This window comes from Bacillus sp. JJ1609, assembly GCF_036967045.1.
Taxonomy (GTDB): domain Bacteria; phylum Bacillota; class Bacilli; order Bacillales; family Cytobacillaceae; genus Mesobacillus.
In genome coordinates this window covers 120,089-134,760 of sequence record NZ_JBALSS010000025.1, presented here as the reverse complement: position 1 = coordinate 134,760, position 14,672 = coordinate 120,089, and the positions used below count along the sequence as shown (strand labels likewise).

General features: G+C 42.0%; 15 protein-coding genes. 4 read left to right on the top strand and 11 right to left on the bottom strand.

Annotation, left to right across the window (positions count from 1 at the left end; all coding sequences use genetic code 11):
• Positions 1-294: 294 nt before the first annotated feature.
• The gene (locus V7654_RS18450; RefSeq protein WP_335432302.1) at positions 295-882 is read right to left on the bottom strand and encodes a cell wall hydrolase; all 588 of its coding nucleotides are present in this window, start codon (positions 880-882) and stop codon (positions 295-297) included.
• A 413-nt stretch (positions 883-1,295) separates the two neighbouring features.
• On the opposite strand from V7654_RS18450, the gene katA reads away from it, so the two are divergent.
• Entirely contained in the window at positions 1,296-2,756 is a 1,461-nt protein-coding gene (gene katA / locus V7654_RS18445; RefSeq protein ID WP_335432213.1) for a catalase KatA, read from the top strand.
• Between the two features lie 425 nt (positions 2,757-3,181).
• Here katA and V7654_RS18440 read toward each other — a convergent pair whose 3' ends face one another.
• The 4 genes from V7654_RS18440 to V7654_RS18425 form a co-directional block, all read right to left on the bottom strand.
• Entirely contained in the window at positions 3,182-3,817 is a 636-nt protein-coding gene (locus tag V7654_RS18440; RefSeq protein WP_335432212.1) for an FMN-dependent NADH-azoreductase, read from the bottom strand.
• A gap of 162 nt (positions 3,818-3,979) precedes the next feature.
• The gene (locus V7654_RS18435; RefSeq protein ID WP_335432211.1) at positions 3,980-4,579 is read right to left on the bottom strand and encodes an NADPH-dependent FMN reductase; all 600 of its coding nucleotides are present in this window, start codon (positions 4,577-4,579) and stop codon (positions 3,980-3,982) included.
• A 50-nt stretch (positions 4,580-4,629) separates the two neighbouring features.
• Positions 4,630-5,490 (bottom strand): VOC family protein, encoded by an 861-nt coding sequence (locus V7654_RS18430; protein ID WP_335432210.1) that lies wholly within the window; start codon positions 5,488-5,490, stop codon positions 4,630-4,632.
• 16 nt (positions 5,491-5,506) lie between these two features.
• Entirely contained in the window at positions 5,507-5,914 is a 408-nt protein-coding gene (locus V7654_RS18425) for a DoxX family protein (protein WP_335432209.1), read from the bottom strand.
• 187 nt (positions 5,915-6,101) lie between these two features.
• On the opposite strand from V7654_RS18425, the gene V7654_RS18420 reads away from it, so the two are divergent.
• A complete protein-coding gene (locus V7654_RS18420; protein ID WP_335432208.1) occupies positions 6,102-6,410 on the top strand; it encodes a winged helix-turn-helix transcriptional regulator in 309 nt (102 codons plus the stop codon).
• Between the two features lie 221 nt (positions 6,411-6,631).
• Positions 6,632-6,844 carry a methionine aminopeptidase gene (locus V7654_RS18415; protein ID WP_335432207.1) on the top strand — a complete coding sequence of 71 codons (213 nt, stop codon included), beginning with the start codon at positions 6,632-6,634 and terminating at the stop codon, positions 6,842-6,844.
• A gap of 57 nt (positions 6,845-6,901) precedes the next feature.
• On the opposite strand, the gene V7654_RS18410 is transcribed toward V7654_RS18415, so the two are convergent.
• The 5 genes from V7654_RS18410 to V7654_RS18390 form a co-directional block, all read right to left on the bottom strand.
• On the bottom strand, positions 6,902-8,164 hold the full coding sequence (locus V7654_RS18410) for an exo-beta-N-acetylmuramidase NamZ family protein (RefSeq protein WP_335432206.1): 1,263 nt from the start codon (positions 8,162-8,164) through the stop codon (positions 6,902-6,904).
• Between the two features lie 109 nt (positions 8,165-8,273).
• The gene (locus V7654_RS18405) at positions 8,274-10,397 is read right to left on the bottom strand and encodes a glycoside hydrolase family 3 protein (protein ID WP_335432204.1); all 2,124 of its coding nucleotides are present in this window, start codon (positions 10,395-10,397) and stop codon (positions 8,274-8,276) included.
• Between the two features lie 52 nt (positions 10,398-10,449).
• On the bottom strand, positions 10,450-12,144 hold the full coding sequence (locus V7654_RS18400; protein ID WP_335432202.1) for a serine hydrolase: 1,695 nt from the start codon (positions 12,142-12,144) through the stop codon (positions 10,450-10,452).
• A gap of 223 nt (positions 12,145-12,367) precedes the next feature.
• Positions 12,368-12,781 (bottom strand): HIT family protein, encoded by a 414-nt coding sequence (locus V7654_RS18395; RefSeq protein ID WP_335432201.1) that lies wholly within the window; start codon positions 12,779-12,781, stop codon positions 12,368-12,370.
• 95 nt (positions 12,782-12,876) lie between these two features.
• Positions 12,877-13,332, bottom strand: coding sequence for a DinB family protein (locus tag V7654_RS18390; protein ID WP_335432199.1), 456 nt, complete (start codon positions 13,330-13,332; stop codon positions 12,877-12,879).
• 258 nt (positions 13,333-13,590) lie between these two features.
• Between V7654_RS18390 and V7654_RS18385 the strand changes: the two genes are divergently transcribed.
• A complete protein-coding gene (locus V7654_RS18385; RefSeq protein WP_335432197.1) occupies positions 13,591-14,106 on the top strand; it encodes a DoxX family membrane protein in 516 nt (171 codons plus the stop codon).
• Between the two features lie 54 nt (positions 14,107-14,160).
• Here V7654_RS18385 and V7654_RS18380 read toward each other — a convergent pair whose 3' ends face one another.
• Complete coding sequence (locus tag V7654_RS18380; protein ID WP_335432195.1) at positions 14,161-14,487, bottom strand: nucleoside triphosphate pyrophosphohydrolase; 327 nt, start codon at positions 14,485-14,487, stop codon at positions 14,161-14,163.
• Between the last annotated feature and the right edge of the window lie 185 nt (positions 14,488-14,672).

The following is a 14,672-nucleotide window of genomic DNA, read 5'->3' as shown; positions in this document are numbered from 1 at the left end:
CCGCGGAAAGCGAAGCGCCTGGAACGAAAATCAACAGCCTTGTTTAACACAGAGCCAAATGATAAAAAAGCTGTACAGATGAGAATCTGTACAGCTTTTTTGGGTCTTTAAATTTAGCTTTTAATGTATTGATCCTGAATACGTAATTTTAACGATAGGAGCAGGAACGAACAATTATATTCCGGAAATTTTAAATATATTCCGGATTTCTGGTCACTTATTCCGGATAATCTAGTTTTATTCCGGAAAGTACCTCATTTATTCCGGAAATTTCAATTTTATTCCGAAATCGTCTTATTTCGCAAACCGATGATTTCCGATTGTCACCGTTACTTCTCTTGAGAATACCCATTTGCTCACTGCAGTTTTAGGATTGAAGAAGAACAATGATCCTTTTCCATTGCCCTTAAAAGCAAGTGCTTCTTTTACAGCCTTCTTGGACTCAGCATCTGCAGGGGTGTTAATCGCACCGTTCTTCACTGGCGTGAATGCATAGTAGCCGTTAGATTTTTGGTAAACTACACTTCTGATTGTATTTGGGAAGTCCGGGCTTGCCACTCGATTCAGAACCACTGTTGCTACTGCCACTTTACCTGCATATGGCTCCCCTTTGGCTTCAGCATGTACAAGTCGTGCCAGTAAGTCCTGGTCAGCCGCTGATACAGGCGATGCCGGAATTGTCAGCTGCTGTCCCGGATATAATAGAAAGCTAGTTGCATTGTTTACTTTCTTTAAGTTAAGCACGGGCACTCCGTACTTGCTTGCTATTCCCCAATATGTATCTCCAGTTTTCACTGTGTGTGTTGCTGCTTCTGCCGCTCCGTTCATTGTAAACAGGGACAATGACACTAACGCTGTTAGCACTGCCAATCTCTTTTTCATTTTTCTCATTTTCTCTACCTCCCAGTATTGTTGCTTCTCTCTATCAATAAGGCTAGCAGTTGTAATATAGTTATTCATTGCCCAAAAAGTGCCAATCCATCTATTACTCTATTGACCCGCGGTACAGCTTTAATCGTTTTAAACCTAGAAAGTTATTCCATCCTCGTCTTTTTCCCTCATCTATCCAGCATTAACAATAATCGGTTCAAATTTTACATAGATTACAAATCTGTAACCTTCCGATTTTTTAAAATTCTTTTCTAAAATCTTAACAGTGTAATACATATATTTATAGAGGGTTAAACAACTTGTACTAATTTCTATTTTAAAACAATTATAATTTAGTATTGATTTTCAATTGAAAAGTGTTATCATTTAGTTATTCAAAAATACATGATAAAGGCGGGTTGATGATGAGCAATAATCAAAAGAAGAAGCTTACGACAAGCTGGGGAGCGCCAGTTGGGGACAACCAGAATTCCATGACAGCGGGATCAAGGGGTCCTACATTAATTCAGGATGTACATCTTTTAGAAAAATTGGCGCACTTTAATCGGGAACGTGTTCCTGAGCGTGTAGTACATGCCAAAGGCGCTGGAGCTCATGGATATTTTGAAGTGATAAATGACGTATCAGAATTCACAAAGGCTGATTTCCTTTCTGAAGTTGGCAAAAAGACACCTATGTTTATCCGCTTCTCGACAGTTGCCGGTGAACTGGGCTCAGCAGATACAGTCCGTGATCCTCGTGGATTTGCCGTGAAGTTTTATACAGAGGAAGGAAACTACGATATCGTTGGAAACAATACACCTGTTTTCTTTATCCGCGATGCAATTAAATTTCCTGATTTCATCCATACTCAAAAAAGAGATCCGCAAACACATCTGAAGAATCCAAATGCAGTCTGGGACTTCTGGTCTCTATCTCCTGAATCACTGCATCAAGTAACAATCCTCATGTCAGACCGCGGCATACCTGCTACCTTCCGTCATATGCACGGATTTGGCAGTCATACATTTAAATGGACAAATGCAGAAGGCGATGGTGTCTGGGTGAAGTATCACTTCAAGACTGAGCAGGGCGTCAAGAATCTGTCAGCAGATGTAGCTGCTAAAATTGCCGGGGAAAATCCAGATTATCATACAGAAGATTTATTCAACGCAATTGAGAATGGAGACTTCCCTGCCTGGAAACTGTATGTACAAATCATGCCTTTAGAGGATGCGAACACATACCGATTCGATCCATTCGATGTTACAAAGGTCTGGTCCCAAAAGGATTATCCATTAATTGAAGTAGGAAGAATGGTCTTGAACCGAAATCCGGAAAACTATTTTGCAGAGGTTGAGCAGGCTACCTTCTCTCCTGGAACGCTTGTACCGGGTATTGATGTATCACCTGATAAAATGCTGCAGGGCCGTTTGTTTGCTTATGCTGACGCCCATCGTTACCGTGTAGGTGCCAACCACCAACACCTTCCAATCAACCGGGCAAAATCAGAAGTAAACTCCTACCAGCGCGATGGCCAGATGCGCTTTGACGGCAATGGCGGGAAATCAGTAAACTATGAACCTAATAGTTTTGGTGGGCCTACTGAAGTGAATGAACACAAGCAGGCTTCCTTCCCAGTCAGCGGTGTTGCTGAGAATGTTGGCTATGATCACCATGATCACTATACTCAAGCTGGTGATTTATACCGCTTGATGAATGACGAAGAACGCGCTCGCCTTGTTGCCAACATTGTTGCAGCAATGAAGCCAGTTGAACGCGATGATATCAAGCTCCGCCAGATCGGCCATTTCTATAAAGCAGATCCAGAATACGGAACACGTATCGCAGCAGGCTTAGGCTTGCAGGTTCCACAGGAAGTATAATATGTGATAATAAGGGTGTCCTTCTAAGGCACCCTTTTTGCTTTGTTTTAAATTTATGTTGAGGTCACTCTAGCTTCGTTGATTGATTTGTTATGGGGGAGTCCAATAAAGCCTATTGGAACACTGACGGGGTTAGTTTTTCACTTTTGGATGTTCCAATGGTGCCTATTGGAACAAAGGTAGTGCTGCGTTTCCTCTTTTCGATGCTCCAATCGAGCCTATTGGAACACTAATGGGACTCGGTTTTCTCTTTTCGATGTTCCAATCGAACTTATTAGAACACTAATGGGACCGGAATACTTTATCACGTTCGCCCCGGTCAAAGACCGACAGAATTGCGTTCTTGAAGTTGGCAAAGATCTTAAGATTTCTATATCCAAGTAATGTAAAAAGCAGGCCGCAATTGGCCTGCTTTCGTTTTCACATTAGAATGTGTGTGCAATATCTTTCGCACGGGCAATACCATTCTCTTTGATTTCCTGAGCTTTTTCAGGATTTGCATTGTGGCCTTCGATGAATACACCCTCAAAGGAAGGAACACCGAAGAAATTCATGATCGTTGCCAAATAGCGATGGCCCATTTCCACTTCAGCAGCTGGTCCTTCTGAATAGTAACCTCCGCGTGCCTGGATATGCAAAGCCTTTTTATCTGTCAACAATCCGACAGGACCTTCAGCAGTATATCTGAATGTCTTGCCAGCAACCGCTACTGAATCAAGATAAGCCTTCATTACTGGCGGGAATGAGAAGTTCCAAAGCGGTGTTACGAATACGAATTTGTCTGCTCCTGTAAACTGCTCAACAAGTTCAGCCAGGCGGCCAACTTTAGCCTGTTCCTCTGAAGAAAGCTCTTCAAATGCTGTTCCTTTTTGAAGCTTGCCCCAGCCCCCTAAAACATCTGCATCGATTTGCGGGATGTTTTCTTTAAACAAATCTAAATGAACGATTTCATCATTTTGATTAACTTCTTTGTAAGTCTCGATGAAAGCTTTCCCTGTTGCCAAACTGACTGATTGCTCCTCGTTTAGAGGGTGTGCAGTGATGTATAAAACCTTTGCCATGATGTAATCTCACCTTTACTTTCTTGTTATTGTATATTTCGAGACGAATAAATCTCGAAATAAAAATTGTTTACATCGAGATATTAGTGCATTTTTATCCGGTGGTCAATTAAAATGCTCAAACAAGTTTAGGCTCTATGATTTTAGGGTAATTGTTTGAGATTATCTTACAGTTTTCAATGCACCGCTCCATGCCACTACCTCATCAAGCATGGTGTTGACATTAGCTAAATGCAAGGATTGGGGTTTAAATTGTGTACCATTTTCGAAGTCTGTGAAAAGAGATAAAGTTGGATGTGTACGGACATCCGCAATCTTTAATTCACCGCAGATTCCTCGTAAATGTTCAGCCGCACGGGCTCCGCCGGTTGAGCCGTAGCTTACGATACCAGCTGCTTTGTCATTCCATGCCTCACGGGCAAAATCAAGCGCATTTTTCAAAGCTCCTGTGATACTGTGATTGTACTCTTGTACGATGAAAACAAATCCGTCAAGACTGCCTAGTTTTTCATTCCATGCAGCAATTCCTGGTTCAGTTCCATCCGTTGTACCTAAGAAAGGCAGCTGAAAGTCTGCGATATCGACAATTTCATAATTCGCATCTCCACGTTTGTCAGCAATCTCCTTAACCCATTCACCCACCTGTGGACTTACCCTACCCTGGCGTGTGCTTCCTAAAATAATTCCGATATTCAATTTAGCTGTTGTCATAGTTTCTTCCTCCCTTGTTTTTCTTCCAAATAATTTATTAAAAAAACTCATAACTCACACCACCTATTAAAAATTCCTGCCATTAGTTGATAACATCTTCCCTACTGCTTGACTGCCTGCAAGATAATGCGGTTTCCAGAAGGATCAGAAGTCACATAGCTACCGTTTTCTTCAGTAACAGCTGCACCGATCTTTTCTAGCTGGGCAACCGTTTCATTTACAGACTCCGTATTTGGAAGCATTAAAGTATAGGATTCAAGCCCAACACTGTTAGCCTGCGGAACTGGTGCGCCAACCCCATTCCAAGTATTCAGCCCGATATGATGATGGTATTTGCCTGAAGATATGAAAAGCGCCTGTGAACCATAGCGGCAAACGATTTCAAAACCTAATCCGTTTGTATAAAACTCTGCTGTTTTACCTAACTCGGAAACATGCAAATGGATATGCCCCATAACCGTGCCTTCAGGCAGTCCATTCCAGGAACCATGCAAACCCTCTGCCATGACACTTTCGGCATCCATTTGTTCCGTTGCCATCACAACAGAGCCATCGTTCCAGTCCCAATCAGAAGCAGGACGATCTGTATAAATTTCAATTCCATTTCCATCTGGATCAGCTAAATAAAGCGCCTCACTGACCAGATGGTCTGATGCTCCCTGCAGCGGATAGCCGACCTGGAGCAAGTGCTTTAACACTCTTCCTAGATCCGCTCGGGAAGGCAATAAAAGAGCAAAGTGATAAAGTCCTGTAGTCCTTCCCTGCTTCGAAATGACATCCGCTGGCTGTTCAATCGATAATAAAACTGTTTTTCCATCAGCAGTCAGCTTCGCTGATTTTTCCGTTTGTTCATACACTTTAAAGCCTATTACTTCTTTGTAAAAAGTTAGAGCATGCTGCAGATCCTGCACCTTAAGATTTACCTGGCCAACGAATGTGACTGGCGGCTTATGAAAATTCATGTTTGTTGCCTCCTTCTTATGCATTCTTTGATTGAAAAAGAACATTGTCTAAAGCGAAAAGCGACTTGTTTGTCATGGCAAGATAAATGGAAATCATCATTAATGCTAAATCAAGTTCATAACCTGCCATTTGGCCGTTACCGAGAAATCCGCCGGCAACCTTTACCTTGATAATCGCAACCGCCAATACGATAGCAAATAAAAGTGAAACGATTCTTGTTCCTACTCCCAATATCATTGCTAAACCGCCAACTAATTCGATGAGGGCTACAAGATATGCGGAGAAACCTGGCAAGCCAAGACTTTCAAAGAAACCAACTGTATTCTCAATGCCGCCCTGGAACTTTGCTGCACCGTGAATTAAAAATGTGGCCCCTAAAAAAACTCTTAAGATAGTTGAGCCTATTTCATTATTTTTTAGCATTGTCTATATCTCCTTTTTTTATATTGTTGAATTTAACGCAATACGAAAACTTCAACGTGATTTATTAGTTAGTTACTTTATGTAAGTAATTATATTTTAGTAATTACATTACGTCAAGTACGTTTTTTATAAAAAGTAATTTATTTTTTAAGTTAAGTGTTTATAATATAAGTAAGGAGTGATTTAATTGGATAAATCAATTTGCCCTAGATTTGAAAAAGCCATGAGTATCTTAAGCCAGCGGTGGACGGGATTGATTATTTACCAGCTGTTGACTGGTCCTCAGCGTTTTTGCAGCATTGAATCTTCCATTGGTATTAGTGGCAGGGTACTTTCTGAGAGGTTAAAGGATTTGGAGAACGAAGGAATTGTAAAACGAGAAGTTTATCCAGAAACTCCAGTTCGCATCGAATATTCATTAACTGATAAAGGTTTGGCACTTGAGCCTCTTATGAAGGAAATAGAAAAATGGTCACAAAGCTGGCTGGAGGTTTAAATTTTTCACTTATCAGCATACAGCATATATAGATCGGACAAATTTAAGTTAAAAGCACTCTTCTATAGGAAGAGTGCTTTTTTCATGGAAATTAAGCAGGAAACAAAAATCAAGACATGTTCTGTGCAAGTACCTGCGCAAAATCCATTATTCTCCATAAACTATACATAAAAGAGATAAATTTCTCCAAACTATATGTATAGAACTGGAGGTGAACGCAAATGGGATTATTAAACGCGCTGAACCAATGGAGAAATACAAGATATGAAAATCACATTACCAATATGAAAGACCAGAATAAATGCCCGGACTGCCACGGAAGAGGATATTATCCTTTTTCTGCAAATGAGTTTGTTTATTATGCTGCCCCTTATGAATGCCCTGGCTGCAACGGGAGCGGGCTGTATACAGACTGGAATGCAAGTGCAAATTGATTCTCAGAATGACAATGGCCGCTGTCGTAAAACAGCGGCCATTCTTCATCAGTGATATTAGTAGATAAGGTATTCTTCCCTAACCTGCTTGAACTGATTTAATTCATCTTCCCATTTTGCTTTCATTTCTTCTACTGATTGTCCATTTTCAATTGCCTCCCTGATCCAGCCATTACCAGACAGAAGATCGAAGAAGGAGATTCCCTTGCTGTCTTCTGCACGGAACTGGAAGTCTTCAGGATACATATCATGGATTGTTTTTACAATGTGAAGTCCTGTTTCTACTGGTTTGTATGAGTTCTTGTCAGTTATATGAATCTGAATTCCGTGAGAAAGTACGCCAGCGTGCTTTGAAAAAGTAGGAATGAACGATGCTGCACGGAACTTAACACCTGGTAGATTCAAAGAGTTTAATTCAGCTGCAAGGTCATCCGAATTGATAAACGGCGCACCGATTAATTCGAAAGGCGAGGTCGTACCCCTCCCTTCCGAGACATTTGTTCCTTCAATCAACGCTGCCCCAGGATATACTAATGCTGTGTCCAAAGTTGGCATATTCGGGGAAGGCGGAACGAACTCAAGCGGTGTTTCATCGTAAAACATAGTGCGCTTCCAGCCATTCATTTCAACTACAGTTAAATCTGCATCAATATTAAACTCTTTGTTGAAAAGCTTTGCAAGTTCCCCAACTGTCATGCCGTGGCGAAGCGGGATTTCATAGTTGCCTACAAACGACTTATACTCAGTTTCTAGTACAGGCCCTTCCACTTTATGTCCACCAAGCGGATTTGGTCGGTCAAGAACGATGAACGGAATATTGTTTTCTTTTGCAGCTTCCATTGCATAAGCCATTGTATAGATATAGGTATAAAATCTAGTGCCGACATCCTGAATATCAAAAAGCAGGACATCAACATTTGCTAGCATTTCAGGTGTAGGTTTTTTTGTTTTACCATAAAGGCTGTAAACAGGGAGATTCGTTTTTTCGTCAACGTAGTATTCAACGTAAGCTCCAGCCTGCGCGCTCCCCCTTACACCATGTTCAGGGCCATATAAGGCAGTCAATTCCACATCTGGATCATTGAAAAGCAAGTCAACAACACTCGTCATGTTCTGGTCAACACCAGTCGGATTCGTAATTAGACCTACGCGCTTTCCTTTAATTAAATCCTTGTGATCCGTTAAAAGTGCTTCTGCACCAACCTGGAACTTTTTATGCTCCTGGCTTTTCCCCTGGCCGTTATCGTGATCGGCCATTGCAGCTGTTAAAGATGATAGAATCAGAACGGTTGTAAGGACTGTGACTAGCCATTTTTTCAATGCAATCACTCCAATTTATAAGTATTTTTCAAAATTTTATCCTTATGAAGCTTTAGAATAATAGGTTGAAAGGCAGGCAATAATTCTGAAACCCGCCTTCCATCTTCCATTAATAACTCAACCCATGTCCAAATCCATAAAGCACGCCGCCATCCAGTCCAGGAATGGTGATTGGGAGTTTTCCTGTTGGTGAAAATTCACCGAAGATTGCTCCTGCTGAAGCATCAAAGCTTGCCGGCCTAAAACCATACTGAGTTAGATAAGCGTCAATTTGCGGATAAGCCATGATATCATAAGGATTGCGAATGCCAACACTAATCACAGGGGCATCTGTCATACCTATAATCTGGTTCACCATAACCATTTGCGCACTTGATGGCAGGCGGCCAGAAACACTGAATGTATAGGAACCAACTACCACTGCACTTGCATTCTTGATTTGTTCAAGCTGAGCTTCTGACAATTTGTATGAAGTCGATGCAATTACCGTTGTATTTTGATGGCGCTTTTGAATTGCAGCTGCTAAATCGCCAATAAAGGAATTGCCGACCACAACGACGTTATCATCGCCATTTAATTTCAAAGGCAGAGCAGCGTCGTTTTTAACTAAAGTTATCGACTTTTCTGCCGCTTCTTTTTCGATTTGTTTATGTTCTGCTGAGCCAACTACCTGCTCAGCCTTCGCTACTTTTTCATCCACAGTTAGTGGATTTTCTTCCTTGATAACTCCGCGCTTAACCTTTAAGGTTATAATTCTTTTTACAGATGCCTCAATACGATCTTCAGTTATTTCTCCATTTTTGACAGCAGTCAATAATCCATTTGCAACTTCCTCTAGCCCAACAGGCATCAAAACGATATCAGTACCTGCCTTGACAGCGCGGATTGCTGCATCTACAGCACCGAAATGGTCAGCGATCGCTTTCATGTTCATCGCGTCCGTCGTAATGACTCCTTCATAGCCCATTTCTTCACGCATCAATTCAGTCAGCACCTTATAAGAAAGGGTTGCAGGGATTGCGATTTCTTCACCAGTTTTTTGGGAGATCGCCTTTGTTCCATCAATTTTAGGGAAAGTGACATGAGCCGTCATGATTGCATCAATGCCAGCTTCCATCGCTTTTTGGAATGGATAAAGTTCAACTTCCTTCAAACGCTCCTTATCATGTGGAACCTCTGGCAATCCAAGATGGGAATCGACTGCAGTGTCCCCATGACCTGGGAAGTGCTTGGCTGTAGCCGCCACACCAGCTTCCTGAAGGCCTTTTGTGTAAGCTACTCCTAAATCAGCTACAAGCTGAGGGTCTTCACCGAATGAACGAACACCAATGACCGGATTGTCTGGATTGTTGTTGACATCCATTACCGGGGCAAAGTTCATATTAATGCCGAGTGATGCAAGCTCTTCACCAATTGCGTTTCCTACATTATAGGAAATTTCAGGTGAACGAGTTGCTCCCAAAGCCATGTTGCCCGGCATATCTGTACCAGATTGAAGCCTTGTGACGATTCCGCCTTCCTGGTCAATCGTCATCAGCAGACCGTACTTTTCGGCTGCCTCCTGGTATTGTGAAACAAGGCGGGCTGTTTGCTCAGTAGTCACAACATTTTCGCGGAAAAGGATGACACCGCCTAAATGATATTTCTTAACAAGCTGCTCGATTTCTGGCAGCATTTCGGTTACGTTACTGCCTTTCCATGTCCTGAAATCGGGCATCAGCATCTGACCGGCTTTTTCTTCCAAAGTCATCTTAGTGATGGCATTGTCGATTACGTCGTATCTTTTGCCTCCCTCCTTGATTACAACAGCCGCGGATTCAGGCTTTCCTTTTTGCCCATCTTCTTTGGAAGAAGGATTCACTTTATAATCAAGTGCTATACGGTCCTTATAGACACCATCTGTAACGGTTATGAATGTTCTTCCATTTTGACCGGTGAACTTCACATTTCCATTTTGGTCTACCTCTGCTACATTTTTGTTTGCAGATTCCCACTCCAGATTCTTGGAAGCGAGCATGAAGTTTCCTTCACTGTAAACATGAAGAGCCTTCAATTGCAGGGTTCCATCCTTGATTTCAAATTCTGCTTCAGGCACATTCTGATAAATCACAAGGTCTTCCACTTTATTGGTTTCCTCCGCCTTTGCCTTTTTCACTGAACTGCCAATCAGCATTTGTGAAAAAGCAAGAAGTAAAACCAATGAGTAAACCAATAATTTACTCAGTTTTGTCATGCATATCTCCTCCATTTTTCATATTTTATCCAAATCATAGAAATTTAATGGATCAATAATTCCGCTGACTCCAGCCTTCTCCTGAAAACTCGGCTGGTGCTTGTTCACCATTAGAGTTAACTAGTTTAATATTGTCGAGATACCAACCCCGTCCATTCGTGTAACTATCCGTCTTATAACGGAATCTGATGAATTTGGTTGTTTCAGGAATATCCGCTTCAAACTGATCCCAATCGACACTGCTGCCAGTAAAGACAGCTGCTTCTTCCCAATTTTCACCGTCTTCGGAGATTTCCAGGTACCCATAATCTGCTTGAGCCTCAATCCGGTGCCATGTTTGGAAGGATAGCTTAGCCGGTTCGTCCAGCTTCACTTCTGCTGTTAAAGAGCGCTGAATCTTATCTCCATAGCCTGAGAACCACGCAGATCCATCAGGAATATCAACAGGAATGGCATCTGCAACCTGTCTTGCCAGCTGTCTTCTGGCAACATTTGTAGAAACAGTGCTTCTGCTTGGATGAACACGATTCGTCAGAAGGATCGCAATCGTGCCATTGTTCTTATTCGCCACAATGGATGTACCCGTATAGCCAGTGTGCCCCATCGTGGATCCCTCTGATAATGCGTCCATGAACCAGCCCTGTGCGAGCTCCCAGCCTAATCCATGGTCATCTCCAGGAAATTGTGGAATCTGGTTTTCAAGAATCTTATTAACGGTTTCCGGCTTGAGGATTTGAACGCTTCCATAGCGGCCGTCATTCAAATACATATGTGCTAACTTTGCAAGGTCCTCTGCTGTTGAGAACACTCCTGCATGACCCGCAACACCATCCAATGACCATGCGTTTTCGTCATGCACTTCTCCCCAGACAATACCCCTGTTTGTCCATGGCTGATATTCAGTGGCTGCAATGCGGTTTTTCAGTGAAGCAGGAGGATTATACATTGTATTCTTCATGTTGAGTGGCCCAGTGATATGTTCCTTAACAAATTCATCCTGCCGCTGGCCTGAAAGGCGTTCGATCAAGACACCGAGCGTGATCATGTTGAGATCGCTGTATGTATATGTGCTGCCCGGCTCATTGCTTAAAGGTTGCTTTAAAACGAGGTTGATTCTGTCTTCACGGCTGTTTCCTTTTGTATAAAGAGGTACCCAGGCAGTGAAGCCGGAAGTATGAGTAAGGAGCTGCCTGATTGTCACATCTTCCTTGCCGTTCTCCGCGAACTCAGGAATGTGTTTGGAAACTTTATCATCTAATTCGAATTTCCCTTGATCGTAAAGAATCATTGCAGCTGTTGTAGTGAATATTTTACTGATGGAGGCGAGGTCAAAAATTGTATCCTCCTGCATCTTGATTGGGCTGCTAGATTCAGTGAATTTATCATCTTCATATTGGTAGGCGTATCCATAGGCTTCTTGTTTGACGATATGTCCTCTGCGGGCAACAAACGCTACAGCGCCGGGCATAACCCGATCAGCAATCATCTTTTCCATTTGGCCATCGATTTCATCAAGCGGCCCCTGGACCATTCCTGCTCCGCGGACAGAGCCGTTGTGCAGCACGGGTGATAACGGACCAGGCTTGTCCCATGAAAAGACAGGATGAGCTTTTTCAGTCGCGGTTTTCCCCTCCCTTTGTTCAATCGTTGAACCAGGACCAGGATAGCCTTCCGCAAATGATACCGGAATCATCACTCCAGTACCTAGTACGGCAGCTAACGCAATTGTGAGTGGTTTTTTCTTCATGTTTCCTCCTTTTCCGAGCAATTGCTCTCTTAGTAAATTTATAATCTATGAAAAGGCTTTCATGATGTATCTTTAGACTATCTAAGTAACAGTATAGATGTCTATACCACTATAGACCCAAGGAGCATTTAAAAATCAAAATCCCGGGACATACGGCCCGGGATTTTTGATTCAATTTAATTGGGAAAATTCTGATTACATGAATGATCAATAGCTTAAAAGATTACCATACTAGATTTCTTTTTTTCCGTATATTCTCCTTCTGCTTGATCCAATACCTGATTCCTCTGCCAGCGTATGGCTCATCCCTAAACCTTGGAATGACATGGAGATGTGCATGGAAAATGGACTGTCCGCCTGCCTCTCCAGTGTTCCACCCGACACTGTAGCCATCAGTCATGTACTGCTGATCCATCATTTCTTTGGCACGATGCAGGAGTTCCTGTGTATCTGTCCACTCCTGGGCTGATAGCTGAAACACATCAGATTTATGGCGTTTTGGAATGATCAAGCCGCTGCCAAGCAGGACTTGCTGCTCCGATTCCTTTTGGATGAAATAGCATGTCTCATTCTCAAAGACGATTTCCTGCTCTGCGTCGGCAAATACATTGCAATATGGACATTCTTTATGGGACATGATGATAATCCTCCAGTTTTAATAGTAGACTGATTTCGCACCGGTTATCAGACAAAAATAAAGCAGCGGCCAATATAAGCGCTGCTTATCCTAAACTATTCCTTTATTAATTTTTTCATCGCATGGATCTGTCCAAGATGATAGGATTCATGGAACAACGCCATATTTGCAAGTTCCCCAAAAGTTTCAAGGCCTAGGAATGGCTTTTTAAGCTTCTCATCCAGGAGAACTGCAGGGAGTTCCTTTATTCTCCCTAATTGTGACTTTAATTGCTCAGTTAATACCTCGACAGAAGGAACATCTCCACTCCAATCTGCAGGACAAGTTCCATTGCCAAATAGCTCTATGTAATTTGCCGGAAGATGACTTGATTTACGAGGATACCCCATCAGAAATTGCTCAGTCACGGTTAAAACATGGCCAATATGCCAATGGATGGTATTGTTAAAGTCCACAGGCTGGACACTAGCCTGCTCGGCAGAAATCGCTGCAACTTCTTTTAAGAAAAATCCTCTCGTCATTTCAAATTGCTTAAATAATAGTTCACTCATATTCATTCTCCTCCTCAGCTTGTATTACGTATTATACTTATTCTAATTTCTGGCAGGATATGCTGCAAGGAATTCGGATTGCTCTTGCCAAATACCCATATAAGTATAAAGTGGTAAAAAGGAAAACGACTGACAAAATTTGTTCAAAATATTATGGCTTATCTGTGTCTTCACACTTTATTCACAGATTTTTACAAATTGATTTGCTATTTTATAAGTGTAATCATTCATTACTTATTTTGAAGGGAAGCGATTTATATGTTCGCGAAATGGTTAAGAGAAAACAATGTTGCTGCTGGCCTTTTGACTGTCATACGTGTCTGGCTCGGATATAACTGGATGCACGCTGGATGGGGAAAATTAACTGGTGAAGGATTCGATGCTAGTGGATTTTTGAAAAATGCTGTTGCCAATCCGGTAAAAGGCCCAGATGGAAACATGGTTTACAGCTGGTATGTATCTTTCCTTGATAACTTCGCCATTCCAAATATCGATCTTTTCAACTTCATTGTTCCGCTTGGTGAGTTCCTGATCGGTCTTGGACTAATTCTTGGATGCTTAACAACTGCGGCGATGTTTTTCGGCCTTGTGATGAACTTCTCTTTCTTCCTTGCCGGAACAGTATCTCATAACCCAACTGACATCTTCTTTGGCTTCATTATCCTGTTCGCTGGTTACAACGCTGGCAAATACGGTTTAGACCGCTGGGTTGTCCCCTTCATTCGCAAAACTGTCTTTAAACAAACACCGGAGCCAGCCCATAAAGCTGCTTAATGAATAAAACTCCCCTCCGAGCCATTTGATCGGAGGGGATGTTCTATTCAATTTTTATTCAGATATTGTTTTTAACATGATTTTTTTTCTAAAACCGCCACTGCGGTTCTTTTTAAGTTGCCGCATGAATTCGACCTCGGACTCTGTTATGCCTCTGTGCTCCGCAATGGCATAAATCACTTCCAAAAGATCTACAGTCTCACTCAGCAGCCTATCTGTACCAGCAAGACGAAATTTTTCAACTTCCTCATTAAATTTCTCCATTAATTTCTCACTAAATTGCTTGCTGTCTAAAACATCAAACTCGATTTCCCTTCCCTTTTCTTTCATTAATTCGGGAAAATAATCTCTTACAAGCTTGTTATACACTTTTTTCTCCATGTCATTTCTCCTTTTGATGTCCTCTAGATAAACATATCCTTTATCTTATAGGTTCAAACGCATTTCTCTCAGGAGCTGAATTGGGAATTGCCAGCTTGTGGTACAATATCAGCAATGAACTCCTTAAAATAGGCTCTGTTAAACAAGGCTGTTGATTTTCGTTCCAGGCGCTTCGCTTTCCGCGG